We start from the raw sequence: 12,464 nt of genomic DNA on the forward strand, positions 1-12,464 counted from the left end.
TGTGAGCGAGAGCGTGCAGTTCGTGTCCCGTCCCGACATCGCCCGCAACGACGTGGGCCTCGTCGAGGCCGGCACGTGGGACGTCGGCACCCCCGGGCGGCAGCGGGAGACCGTCGACGCCATCCGCAGGGCGTGGGGCAGCCGGGACTGGCCGCATCCGGGGCTGCTCGCGTACACCGTGCACGTGGGGGACGACGGGAGGACGCTGTTCCACTACGCGCAGTGGAGCGGCGAGGACGCCTGGCAGGAGTTCGTCCGCAGCGGCCGGGACGCGCGCAACGCCGACATCGACGCAGCCGTGCCCGGGATCCGGCGGCTCGGGCCGCACACGTACGAGCTCTACCGCTCCGGGGTGCGGAAGGAGGGCGTCCGTCGCGAGCCGGGGTGCATCGTGATCGTCGACGTCGAGTTCGACGGGCCGGACGCAGCGCGTCAACGGGACTGGGTGGACGGTGTGTTCGAGGCGCTCGGCACGGACCCGGCGCCGGCCCCCGGCGGTATCTCCGGGCACTTCCACGTGAGCGTCGACGGGGCCCGCGTACTCAACTACGCGGAATGGGTCAGTGCGCAGGCGCACATCGACGCGCTCGGCGCTCCCGGGGACGGCGTCGGGTCGAGGACGCCGCAGTGGGAGCGGGTGCAGTCCTATCCGGGGGTATCCGGCGGCGGCGTGCACCGCTACACACCCGCGCTCAGTCTGCGGGCCGGCGGGTAGCGGGCCAGGCGGATATTGCCCCGGCTCGCCGCCGTCCTTCTTGTCCTCGGGGCGATGGAACGCCACTGGTACGCCCGCCGCCCGCCGCCCGCCGCCCGCCGCCGGGCCGCCCGCCGCCGGGTGGCAGGCGGCGTTTGGCGGGACGGCGCCGAGCGGTCCGGGACGGTGACCGGCGCGGGCACCGGGGAGAGATCCATGCGCGCCAATCTCTTGGCTGTGTACGGAAGTTGTCAGGGTTCCCCGGGCGGCCGTTCGCCGTCTGCTGCCTGAACCAGGCGGCATCGGGCGAAAGCGTCTACGCTTGGGCGGCCTGAGTCCGACCGGCACATGAGGGTGGGAGAAGGTGCGTGCCCGAGCCCCGTGACGCCGCCCCCATTGCCGGCCGGACTGAAACCCGTCGCCCGAGGAGAACCACCTGATGTCCGCAGAGCGCCCCACCCTGCCGCCGGTACGGCTGCACACCGAGGCGGAGCTGGCACGGGACGCGCTCGTCGCGCCTCTGCTCGCCCGCGCAGTCCGGCTCGCCCGCTGGGCGGGACCGGAGACCCGGGTCGGCGCCGGTGGCGAGCTCGTCGAAGCACAGCTGCCCGCGGCGGCCGAGCACCTCGGGCTGGCGGCGGACGAGGACGGCGCGGCGGAGGCCAGTGAGGCGTGGCGGCTGGCGGTCGACACCGGGCTCCTCGACGTCCACGACCCGGAGGGCGACGCGGAGGGGGACGACGCGGAGGGGACCGTGTCCGCGGGCGAGAATCTGGGGCTGCTGACCGGCGGCTCTCCGCAGGACGTCCTCGCGATCTGGCTCGACGGCCTGGAGGCCGTGCACGCCGATGCCACCGCGCCCTTCTTCGACGACCTCGCCGACCTCGTCGGCGAGGACGGCTCGATCGACTTCGACGCCCTGGACTGGGACCCGGAGGCGGAAGCCGAATTCCTCGACGGCGTGCTCGGCAACCTGTATCTGCTCACGGTCGGCGACGCCAGCGGCAGCGAGGCACCCGTCCCGCTGCCCGCGCTCGCCGCGTCGATGATCGTGCCCGACGACATGGGTGAGCCCACCGACGACATCCTGGAGCAGGTGTCGGAGGCGATGATGCGCCTCGACGACCAGTTCCGGCTCCTCGAGCCGATCGGGCTCGTCGCCTACCGGCCGATGGACGAGGCATTGCTCGTCGAGGAGGGCGACCCGGCGGAGCCGCCCGCCGACGACGAGGACGTCAGCCGGTACGGCATGGTGAAGCTGACCCCCCTCGGTCTGTACGGCATCCGGGCCCGGATGCTGGAAGCCGGTGTCGACGCCCCCGCGATCGGCGATCTTGTCGACAAGGGCGCCGACGCGCTCCTCGGTGGCGTCGCGTACTACCCGGAGGCGGCGGCCCGCAGCGAGGTCGAGCAGTGGCTCGCCCGCCGCGGGGCGGACGGCGCCGCGGCGGGCGAGCTGCTGGACGCGGCTCGCGGCGCGGACCAGCAGGCCCCGCTCCGTCGGCTGCACTGCCAGCAGGCGCTCGCCCTGGTCGGCGCGGAGGCGGAGCCCGCGGTCCGCGCGGTGCTCGACGACCCGGAGCTGGGCGGCCTCGCCCGGGTCTGGCTCGCGGAGCGCGGTGCGGCGGACGTGCCCCCGCCGCCGGAGGCGATGATCTTCTGGCTCGCCATCGACACGATTGCCGCGCAGCTGGAAGCGGCCGGCGACCTGGACGAGCTCCAAGGGCTGGTCGAAGGGCTGTCCGGCCAGCACAGCGGCTTCTTCGACCAGGCGTGGCGGGTGGAGCACCCGGCAACGGCGGACGTCCTGGAGGCGATGGGGCGGCTGCACGGCGACAAGAAGAAGGCGAAGGACGCCCGCAAGGCGGCGTTCAAGGCACGGTCGCGGTCGGGCGGCTGAAGCCGGGCACGGCGGCCGGGGCGGGCGGCTGAGAGCCTGTCGGGTGACCTTCGATCGGAAAGCGGACGCGGTCTGGTGCGTGCGATTCCAAGGCGCCGTAAGGCCCTCGGATGGGGTCTCCCCTGCTCGAACGAAGCTGAGAGCTTGAGGAAGGAGCTACTAGGGCATTTCGGCAACGCGGGAAGCGTGCGTGCCAGGGCGTGGCCGCCCGATCAGAGGTCACCCGACAGGCTCTGAGGGAATGGCGGCGGCAGGAACTCTGTGAAGGTTCACAGGAAGCGTGCCGTTCGAAGTTGCCGTCAGTTCAACTTCCGTTGGCGCAGGGGCGGGAGCGTGAGCCAGCAACCAACCCGCCCCAGCTGCTCCAGGAGTACGTGATGCCCTTCACGCGCAGGGAATTCACCAAGCAGTCCGCCCTCACCGGCGCCGGCATCGCCCTGACGGGTACCGTCGCCGCCCTGGCCACCGCCCCCGGCGCCCTTGCCGCCGAGGATTCCCGGCAGGGCCACGACGACGACCCCGGTCACGGTCACAACGACGAGCCCGGCTACGGGCCGCTGGTCACCGACCCGAAGGGCATACTCGCGCTTCCCACCGGATTCTCGTACCGCATCATCACGCACAGCGGTGTCACCAAGCTGGACTCCGGCGAGTACACCCCCTCCAACCACGACGGCACGGCCACCTTCGAGGGCCCGCGCGGCGTCACCCTGCTGGTCAACAACCACGAGCTGAGCGGCACCCGGGCCGGCTGGGAGCACCCGGTCCCGCTCGCCGAGGGTCTCGTCTACGACCCGATCGCCGCCGGTGGCTGCACCGTCGTCGAGACCCGCCGCGATGGCCACACGGCCGAGTGGGTCGGCATCGCCGGCACGTCCACCAACTGCGCCGGTGGCGCCTCCCCGTGGGGCACCTGGCTCACCTGCGAGGAGACGGAGGACAAGGCCGGCAAGAACGGTCTGCTCAAGGACCACGGCTACGTCTTCGAGGTCGACCCGTACGACAAGCGCGCCAACCGCGACCCGCGTCCCATCAAGGCGTTCGGCCGGTACGCCCACGAGGCCGTCGTCATCGACCCCAAGCGCGGCCACGCCTACCTGACCGAGGACGCGGCCGGTCCCAACGGGCTGCTCTACCGCTGGGTCCCGCCGCACGGCTTCAAGCACGGCCGCGGCAAGCTGCGCACGCTCGCCGACGACGCCGGTGTCCTCCAGGCCACCAAGTGCTTCGACAGCAGCGGCCAGTTCGTCGACGACCTGTCCCGCGCCACGAAGATCGGCACTGTGTACGGCGTGGACTGGGTCGACGTCGTCGACCGTGACGCCAAGACCGTCTCCGTACGCAAGCAGTTCGGCAGCCAGGACGTCACCCGTGCCCGCAAGCTCGAAGGCATGTGGTGGGGCGACGGCGGCGCGTACATCGTCTCCTCGTTCGCCCGTGCGGAGAGCCCCGTCCAGCACGACGGCCAGGTCTGGTTCTACGACCCGAAGCGCCGCACGCTGACGCTGAAGGTGCTCCTCGGGGTGAACGCCGACCCGTCGAAGGACGGCGCGTTCGACGGCCCGGACAACATCACCGTCTCGCCGTACGGCGGTCTGGTCATCGCCGAGGACGGCGAGGGCATCCAGCACCTCTTCGGGGCGACCGAGAGCGGCCGTACGTACCCGATCGCGCGCAACGAGCTGAACGCGGGCACGGCTGAGAAGCCGGAGTACAGCGAGTTCACCGGGGTCACGTTTTCGCCGGACGGGAAGACGCTGTTCGCCAACATCCAGACGCCCGGCATCATGCTCGCCATCACGGGCCCGTGGAAGCGCCAGCCGGACCGGCACTGACGCCGCGCGGACTGCTCTCGGGTCTCCGATGAAAAGCTTTGGTGCGTCCGGAGGTTGATCCTCTAGAGTTCTGTCCGTGTCCAGGTGCGAAGGCAGGACCTACTTCCAAGGGGGAGATCGCGGGTTCGAGTCCCGCCGCCGGTTTTCCGACCGGTGTGGTTCAGGGGTGGAACGCCCTCGTCGGTTCCGCCGACTCTGATCTCTGGTCACAGACAACTTCATGAACTGCATGCACCTCCCGGTGCGCAGGCTGCGGCTACTTCTTCGAAACAAGTTCCGCCGTCGCCGACTCTGATCTCGGGAGGCGCAGCGTCGGCGGTGCCCGGTGCGCAGGCGACGGCTACTTCATGTGAACTGAGGGTTGCGGGTTCAAGTCCCGTCCGGCCACGGCCGGTAGCTCAACCGGGTAGAGCATCAGAAATGCCGTCGCCGCCTCCTGACCTCGGGCACCGCACGCGCTGTTCCTCCTCCGAGTGAATTCGGGGGAATTCATCATGACCCGCTTCAACACCCGTACCACCAAGCCCCGTGTCGCCTCGCCCGTGCAGTCCACCGGGCGTACCGCGCCCACCCATCAGGGCGGCCGCGGATATCTTCGCGACAACCGCTCCGAGCTCTTTCTGCTCGCGGTCGCCCATTTTGTTTCGCAGCAGACCTTTTACGAGAACGCCGAGCAGCGCGACAGCCGTTTCGCGGAGCTGGTGCGTATCCTCGCCGTCGGCGACCCCGAGTGGACCGCCGGTCTGCTGGGGTGGCTGCGCCGCGAGGGCGGGATGCGGACCGCGTCGATCGTCGGCGCCGCCGAGTACGTGAAGGCGCGGCTCGACGCGGGTGCCGAGGACGGGCCGTCCAACCGGCAGGTCGTCGACTCCGTCCTGCTGCGCGCCGACGAGCCCGGTGAGCTGCTCGGGTACTGGACCTCGCGGTACGGCCGCGCTGTGCCGAAGCCCGTCAAGCGCGGGATCGCCGATGCCGTACGCCGCCTCTACCACGCGACGTCGCTGCTGAAGTACGACACCGCGTCCAGGGGCTACCGCTTCGGCGACATCCTGAACCTGGTGCACGCCGTGCCCGACGCGGAAAAGGCAGGGCAGGGCGAGCTGTTCCGTTACGCGCTCGATCGCAGGCACCACCCGGAGGTGGCGGTTCCGCCCGCCTCGAACCGCATCCTCACCGCCCACCGGGCGCTGATGGAGCTGCCGGTCGAGGAGCGGCGGGCCGCCGTGACCGCACCCGGCGGGGCCGACCGACTGGCCGCGGCGGGCATGACGTGGGAGGCCCTCGCGGGCTGGCTGCAGGGTCCGATGGACGCCGCGGCCTGGGAGGCGGTCATCCCGTCGATGGGGGCGATGGCGCTCGTCCGCAACCTGCGGAACTTCGACGAGGCCGGTGTCTCGGACGAGGTCGCCGCCCAGGTGGCGGCGAAGATCTCCGACCCGGCCGTGGTCGCCGCATCGCGGCAGTTCCCGTTCCGCTATCTCGCGGCGTACCGGCACGCTCCGTCGCTGCGCTGGGCCTACCCGCTGGAGCAGGCGCTCGGCCACTCGCTGGCGCATGTCCCCGCCCTGCGCGGGAGGACGCTGATCCTGGTCGACCGCTCGGGCTCGATGCGGTCGCCGCTCTCGGACCGCTCCCGGCTCAACCGGGCCGACGCCGCCGCGATCTTCGGTGCGGCGCTGGCGCTGCGGGCCGACGAGGCCGATCTGGTGCAGTTCGGCACGAACAGCGCATCGGTCGCGTACCGGAAGGGCGAGTCCGTCCTGAAGGCCCTGGAGCGCTTCGGTGACCTCGGCGGCACCAACACCGCGGAGGCGGTGCGCCGGCACTTCCGGGAACACGACCGGGTGCTGATCGTCACCGACGAGCAGGCGTCGTTCTCGTACGCCGCGGATGCCACCGCGGCCGTGCCGTCCGACGTGCCCGTCTACACCTGGAATCTGGCCGGATACCGGGTCGGTCACGCCCCGTCGGGAAGCGCGAACCGCCACACCTTCGGGGGTCTTTCGGACGCGGCATTCCGCATGGTGCCCCTGCTGGAAGCGGGTAGAGACGCCGACTGGCCCTGGAATCGCTGATTACGAATCCGGCATCAGTGCGCCCCCAGGAGTGGTCGGGCATGGCGTCGGGCGTTCCCAGGGCGCATACTCAAGGTAATGAAACAGTCAGCCGGATCCCGGCGTTACCTGCCTTCCAGTCCCTTCAACCGCCCGGCCCAGGCGGCCCCACCGGTCGAATTGTTCGATGTGGGCGACAGGGTGTCGCATGACCAGTTCGGACTCGGTCGAGTTCTTGCTGTCGAGGGCGACAACGACGCAGTGCTCATCGACTTCTCGGGGCGACAGGGGAGGATCCTGAGCCCGTACTCCAAGCTGACCAAGCTCTGAGAGGGGCGGCGAGCACGCGCAGTGTCCGCGTTCCTGTCACGCTCTCCGGCTTCAGGGGCACCTGCACCCGCAGGTGCCCCTGAAGCCGTGCCGGGGGCTTTTCGCGGCCCTACAGCGCCTGGGCGGCGGGCTTGACCATGCCGCGGACGGTGCGCGACTTCACGAAGTCGCCCATCGCCGTCATTTCCCACTCGCCGGAGAACTGCTTGATCAGCTTCGCCATCATCACGCCGGTCTGCGGCTCGGCGCCGGTCAGGTCGAAGCGGACCAGCTCCTCACCGGTCGCCGCGTCGATCAGCCGGCAGTAGGCCTTGGCGACCTCGGTGAACTTCTGGCCGGTGAACGAATTGACCGTGAAGACCAGCCCGGTCGCCTCCGGGGGGATCCGGCCGAGGTCCACGACGATCACCTCGTCGTCGCCCGCGCCCTCGCCCGTGAGGTTGTCGCCGGAGTGCTTGACCGCGCCGTTCAGGATGGAGAGCTTGCCGAAGTAGCAGCTGTCCAGGTGGTTCCGGTTGGGGCCGTAGGCGATCACCGAGGCGTCGAGGTCGATGTCCTTGCCGCGGAACGCGGGCTCCCAGCCGAGCCCCATCTTGACCTGCGAGAGCAGCGGGCGGCCGCCCTTGACCAGGGACACCGTCTGGTTCTTCTGGAGGCTGACCCGGCCCTTGTCCAGGTTGATCTTGCCCGAGCCGGCGGGCGCCGGAGCGGCAGCGGGCGGCGCGGCCGGGACCGGGGGAGCGGCGATCCGCGGGTCCACGGGGGCGGCGGCGGGCACCGGGGGTGCGACCGGGGCGGGCGCGGCGGCCGGCTCCTCCTCGACCGAGACGCCGAAGTCCGTGGCGATGCCGGCCAGCCCGTTCGCATAGCCCTGGCCGACCGCGCGGGCCTTCCAGGCGCCGTTGCGGAGATAGACCTCGATGACCACGAGCGCCGTCTCGGCGCCCAGCCGGGGCGGGGTGAAGGTGGCGAGGACGCTGCCGTCGTCCGCGTTGCGCACGGTGGCGGTGGGCTCGATGCCCTGGAAGGTCTGGCCTGCCGCGTCCGGGCTGGCCGTGACGACGATCTTCTCGATGCCGGGCGGCACCGCAGCGGTGTCCACCACGATCGCGTCCGGCGCCGTGTCGCCGCCTGAGCGGTAGGTCACGCCCGGGCCCGTGGGCTGGTTGTAGAAGATGAAGTCGTCGTCGGAACGCACCTTGCCGTCGACGGTGAGCAGCAGGCCCGAGACGTCGAGCCGCACCGGGGCGGCGACGTCCACCGCCACACGGGCGGCGGAGAGAGGGATGTTCGAGCCAGGTGTCATAGCGGTCATGCACGGGGTAACGAACGACCCGGCTTTGCCGTTCCCTTACCTTCCGCCGGGTTGGTTACTGGGGTGGCTGCAAGCCGCCCGCTCGTAGCCGTGCTTGTACGCGCCGGTCCAGCGGGCCATCACCAGCTGGGCGTCCCCCGTCGCCGAGGCGCTTTCACGCCTCGGTCGATGACGGAAGCGGACCGGTGGGGGTGCCCGCCAGCCGCCCCGGCCGGTCCGTGACCAGCAGGACCGCCGTCAGCAGGCCCGCCGCACCGATGAGTGGCAGCAGCACCCGGATGTCCAGCACCGCGACCAGCCCCGCGCCGAGCGCCAGCGCCACCGCGTTCGGCACCATCATCAGTGAGTTGGCGGTCGCGCTCGTACGGCCCAGCACGGCGTCCGGCGTCTCCCGCTGCACCGCCGTCATCGCGGCGATCAGCACACACGGCAGCCCCGCCCCGATCGCCGCGCTCGCGACCAGCGCCACCGCGTCGAACGGCAGCGCCCGCACCCCCACCGCCAGCGCGAACAGGGCGATCCCGGCCGCGGTGAACACCCGCTCCGGCAGGCGCCGCAGCAGCGGACCGGCCAGCAGCCCGACCGCGATCGACCCGCCGCCCTGCACCGCGTACAGCACACCCGCGTACGTGGGGGAGTGCCCGAGCCCGTCGTCGATGACGGCGTAGAGCGCGGCTCCGTTGAGCCCGGCGCACAGCATCGTCACCGCACCCGCCAGCACCAGCGGCCGCAGCACCGGTGACCCCCACACCTGCCGGATCCCCGCCGCCAGTTCGCCCCGCCGGTCCGTGCGGGCGGGCCGGGCCGGCTCCCGTACCCGCAGCAGTGCGTAGACCCCGGCGGCCAGGGCGAACGACGCCGCGTCGAGGAGCGCCACCGCGCCGCCGCCGAACCGCGCATAGAGCCCGGCGCCGGTCAGTGGTGCGAGGAGCTTCATGCCCTCGTTCGCGATCGTCCGGAACCCGTTGAAGTCGCCGAGCAGCCGGGGATCGACGGTGTGCGCGACGAGCGCCGTCTCGGCCGCGTCCATCAGTACACCGCTCACCCCGTACAGCACGAGCACCGCAAAGAGGATCCAGATCCGCCCCGCCGAATCGATCGCGAGCAGCGAGGTGAGCAGCCCTGCCATGGCGAGATTCGCCCAGATCAGCAAGGGTTTGCGGGGCACCCGGTCGGCGACCGCGCCGAGTGCGGGACCGGTCAGCACAGGAAGCCACATGGCGAACACGGCGAGCGCCGCCAGACTGTTCGACCCGGTGAGGGACTTGACCCAGATCCCGCCGGTGAGCCACATCGCGGACGTCCCGAAGCCGGAGACCACCACCGCCGTCAGATACAGCCCGGCGTTGCGGTCCCGCAGCACCTTTCCTGCCGCCGACCCTGTCATCGCGCTCCCCGTGCCTCGTCGACCTGCGGTTCCGTTACGGACTCATGCTGGCGACTAAGGACGGGCCGGGGCATCGGGCAGATGCCCTACACCGAGGTTGCCGGAACGCGGTCAACGGCCGCAGGACCGACCTGATCGCCGTCCACAATGCGGGCGTGCCCGCCGAGCAGCTCACCTCGGGCGCCGGCTGGCCCCCGACCCTGCGCACTCGGATGCGTAGGTCTCGGGTTCGAATCCCGAAGGCGGCTCGGAATCACCCCAGGACTCACTCGCCGTGACCTGGGGTTTTTTCATGCCCTTTACCCATGCGGGCATGCGGCGGCCGGGGATCGGGACCCCGTGCGTGAGCGCTGCGTGAGCGGAGAGGTCGTCAGCCCTTCTTCGCGACCTTCTTGGCCTTGGCCTTCCTCGCACACCGACAGGACGCCATCCACCGAGCCCAGCACGCCCTCCAGTTGATCGCCGACAACTGGACCGCCGTCCAGGACCCCGCCGCCCGACCCGGCACGTCGCTCACCCGGGACATCCTCGGGGGCCTTGGACCCGAAGTCCGCTCCCTCGCCCAGCGCTTGATCACCCTGGACTGAGCCAGAGCACGCCCTCGGGGCCAGAGCAAAGACGCCGGCCCCGAGGGCGATTGCTCACGCCAGCACCTTCCGGACCGCCTCGGTCAGTGAAGTCGCCCGCACGTCGTCGGAGCCGCTGATGATGTGGTTCATCACGTAGCCGAAGGCGATGCCGTGCTCGGGATCGGAGAAGGCAAGTGAGCCGCCGCGGCCGGTGTGGCCGAAGGCGTTCGGGCCGGTCATGAGGTTGCCCTCGGTGGGGAGCATGTATCCAGTGCTGAATCGGCTCGGGATCACCATCACCTGGTCCTTCCCGCTGGCCTGCTCCTCGGTCGCCGACGCCAGGGTCTCCGGGGCGAGCAGACGTACACCGTCGACCTCGCCGATCAGGGCGGCGTACATGCGGGAGAGTGCCCGCGCGGTGCCGATGCCGTTGGAGGACGGGAGTTCGGCGGCCTGCACTTCCGGAGAGTCGAAGTCGATCGCGGCCGGGTCGGTGACCGCGAACGCCTGGTTGCTGAAGGAGTTCGGGTCGCGCCACGCGGCGACCTGTTCGCGGAGTTCCTCCGGGAGCGACTCGGCGGGGACCGTCGTGAGGTCGACGGCCGGTGGCCGGTACACCATGCGGCTGACCCGGCCGCGTTCGCTCGTCGGCAAGCCGATGAAGAAGTCCAACCCGAGAGGGCCCGCGATCTCGTCGGCGAAGAAGCGGCCCGGAGAGCGGCCGGAGACTCGGCGGATCACCTCGCCAACCAGCCAGCCCCAGGTCCGGCCGTGGTACCCGTGTGCAGTGCCCGGGGACCACAGAGGGCGCTGGGCCGCCAGCGCTGCTGCCATCGGGTCCCAGGTCAACGCCTCTGCCAGCGGAAGCGGTTGGTCCAGGGCGACCAAGCCGGCCTGGTGGGACAGCAGCCAGCGCACGGGGATGTCGGCCTTGCCGTTCGCCGCGAACTCCGGCCAGTACTTCGCCACCGGTGCGTCGAGGTCCAGCAAGCCGCGCTCGACGAGCATGTGCGCTGCGGTCGCCGTGGCTCCCTTGGTCGCCGAGTAGACCAGTTGCAGGGTGTCCCGCGTCCACGGACGACCGGTCTCCGGGTCGGCGAGCCCACCCCACAGGTCCACCACCGGACGGCCGTGCTGGTAGACACACACGGCCGCGCCGATGTCCCCGTGTCGGGTGAAGTTCTCCATGAACGCCTCACGGACCGGTTCGAACCCGGGCGCTACCTCACCGTCGATCGTTGTCATGCCACTCATCCTGGCAGCTTGGCTGCCTTCCTTGGTGGGGTGAGCCGATCTCACCCGCACGCACCTATTCGCCGCCGCTGGCGCCACGGGAAGTGACCGCCGGCCCGACCACATCGGCTTCTTGCCGTGCGAACGCAGTTCCCGGAGCGGCGCCGGGGTGGCCTACACGTGGTGGCCGTGGGTTCGGTAAGGGACGCCCAGCCGATCGCCCACCTCAGTGAGGACGTCCGGGCAGAAGTAGTACCAACGCAGGCGCGTGATGCCGCCGTCGGCTGTCTCCGCGCGCAGGACGTCCTCGACCGCCTCGGTGCCGCTGCCGTCGGTCGGGGTGGCCCACATCAGGACCAGCGGATCGCCGTCCAGCTCCCGGACTTCGGCACGCCAGCGGACGGACGTCTCCAGGCGCAGCGTGTGGTGCAGCGAGCCAGCGGCGATCTGGGCCCGCCCAACCTCATGAGCCACGCCGATCACATCGCTGACCGCGTCCTCGACGAAGAGCTTGGTCAGCCCATCCAGGTCGTACCCGGTGAACGCCGCCGCGAGAGCATCGACGGTCTCCCGGTCGGGAGCCGTGCGGCGTGCGAGCGCAGCTGCCCGCTCCGGATCGGCCAGGCGTCCGCGGCCGCGGTGCAGTGCGGCCTTGACCGCCGCCTCGGTGGTGCTCAGCATGGCGGCGATCTCCTTCAGCGGTAGGTCGAAGACGTCCTTGAGGACGACGGTGGCGCGCTCCTGGGGCGCCAAGAGGGTGGTCACCTCTGCGAGTGCATCCCGGACCTCGGCGGGGTCGGCCATAGGCGGGGCAGCGCGCTCGGACGGTTCCACGAGAAGCGGGGCCGGGCGGCGGACCTGGTCGAGGTATGCGTTCGTCGCGATCCGCACCAGTCACGCCATCGGGCGCTCGACCGGCTGATGCGTCTGCGCCGCCCGGGTGAACGCTCGGGCGAGTGCCTCCTGCGCCAGATCCTCGGCGTCCCACACGCTGCCGGTCAGGCGACGGCAGTACCGGAACAGCTCACCCCGCAGTGGTTCCAGAGTGGCCAGGAACTCACGGCGCGGAGCCTGTGCCGAAGCCAGCATGGGCTGCGGCAAACCGATGGCCGGGGACGACAGGTCGGGTTGAGGCATCGCTTCACGA

The 12,464-nt window shown here is 71.0% G+C and carries 11 protein-coding genes; 6 read left to right on the top strand and 5 right to left on the bottom strand.

The window, feature by feature from the left end:
* Window position 1: 1 nt before the first annotated feature.
* The 5 genes from ACWD6R_RS16890 (at window position 2) to ACWD6R_RS16910 (ending at window position 6,813) form a co-directional block, all read left to right on the top strand.
* Complete coding sequence (locus tag ACWD6R_RS16890; RefSeq protein ID WP_451819385.1) at window positions 2-715, top strand: antibiotic biosynthesis monooxygenase; 714 nt, start codon at window positions 2-4, stop codon at window positions 713-715.
* A 418-nt stretch (window positions 716-1,133) separates the two neighbouring features.
* A complete protein-coding gene (locus tag ACWD6R_RS16895; protein WP_451819386.1) occupies window positions 1,134-2,594 on the top strand; it encodes a hypothetical protein in 1,461 nt (486 codons plus the stop codon).
* Between the two features lie 377 nt (window positions 2,595-2,971).
* Complete coding sequence (locus ACWD6R_RS16900; RefSeq protein ID WP_451819387.1) at window positions 2,972-4,429, top strand: alkaline phosphatase PhoX; 1,458 nt, start codon at window positions 2,972-2,974, stop codon at window positions 4,427-4,429.
* Between the two features lie 494 nt (window positions 4,430-4,923).
* Window positions 4,924-6,504, top strand: a complete 1,581-nt coding sequence (locus ACWD6R_RS16905; RefSeq protein WP_451819388.1) for a TROVE domain-containing protein — start codon at window positions 4,924-4,926, stop codon at window positions 6,502-6,504.
* A 78-nt stretch (window positions 6,505-6,582) separates the two neighbouring features.
* Window positions 6,583-6,813, top strand: coding sequence for a hypothetical protein (locus ACWD6R_RS16910; RefSeq protein ID WP_037691698.1), 231 nt, complete (start codon window positions 6,583-6,585; stop codon window positions 6,811-6,813).
* Between the two features lie 109 nt (window positions 6,814-6,922).
* On the opposite strand, the gene ACWD6R_RS16915 is transcribed toward ACWD6R_RS16910, so the two are convergent.
* Together ACWD6R_RS16915 and ACWD6R_RS16920 are read right to left on the bottom strand one after the other, a co-directional pair.
* A complete protein-coding gene (locus ACWD6R_RS16915) occupies window positions 6,923-8,128 on the bottom strand; it encodes a TerD family protein (protein WP_451819389.1) in 1,206 nt (401 codons plus the stop codon).
* Between the two features lie 154 nt (window positions 8,129-8,282).
* Window positions 8,283-9,515: an MFS transporter gene (locus tag ACWD6R_RS16920; RefSeq protein ID WP_451819390.1), complete on the bottom strand. Its 1,233-nt coding sequence runs from the start codon at window positions 9,513-9,515 to the stop codon at window positions 8,283-8,285.
* Between the two features lie 398 nt (window positions 9,516-9,913).
* Here ACWD6R_RS16920 and ACWD6R_RS16925 point away from each other — a divergent pair, with 398 nt between their 5' ends.
* A complete protein-coding gene (locus ACWD6R_RS16925) occupies window positions 9,914-10,102 on the top strand; it encodes a hypothetical protein (RefSeq protein ID WP_451819391.1) in 189 nt (62 codons plus the stop codon).
* A gap of 54 nt (window positions 10,103-10,156) precedes the next feature.
* Here the strand turns inward: ACWD6R_RS16925 and ACWD6R_RS16930 are convergent, their stop codons facing one another.
* From ACWD6R_RS16930 to ACWD6R_RS16940, 3 genes are all read right to left on the bottom strand, one after another.
* Complete coding sequence (locus ACWD6R_RS16930) at window positions 10,157-11,329, bottom strand: serine hydrolase domain-containing protein (protein WP_451819392.1); 1,173 nt, start codon at window positions 11,327-11,329, stop codon at window positions 10,157-10,159.
* Between the two features lie 162 nt (window positions 11,330-11,491).
* A complete protein-coding gene (locus tag ACWD6R_RS16935; RefSeq protein WP_451819393.1) occupies window positions 11,492-12,208 on the bottom strand; it encodes a sigma factor-like helix-turn-helix DNA-binding protein in 717 nt (238 codons plus the stop codon).
* A 3-nt stretch (window positions 12,209-12,211) separates the two neighbouring features.
* Window positions 12,212-12,454, bottom strand: coding sequence for a sigma factor (locus ACWD6R_RS16940; protein WP_451819394.1), 243 nt, complete (start codon window positions 12,452-12,454; stop codon window positions 12,212-12,214).
* Window positions 12,455-12,464 lie beyond the last annotated feature (10 nt).

It is taken from the genome of Streptomyces sp. NPDC005151, assembly GCF_053599875.1.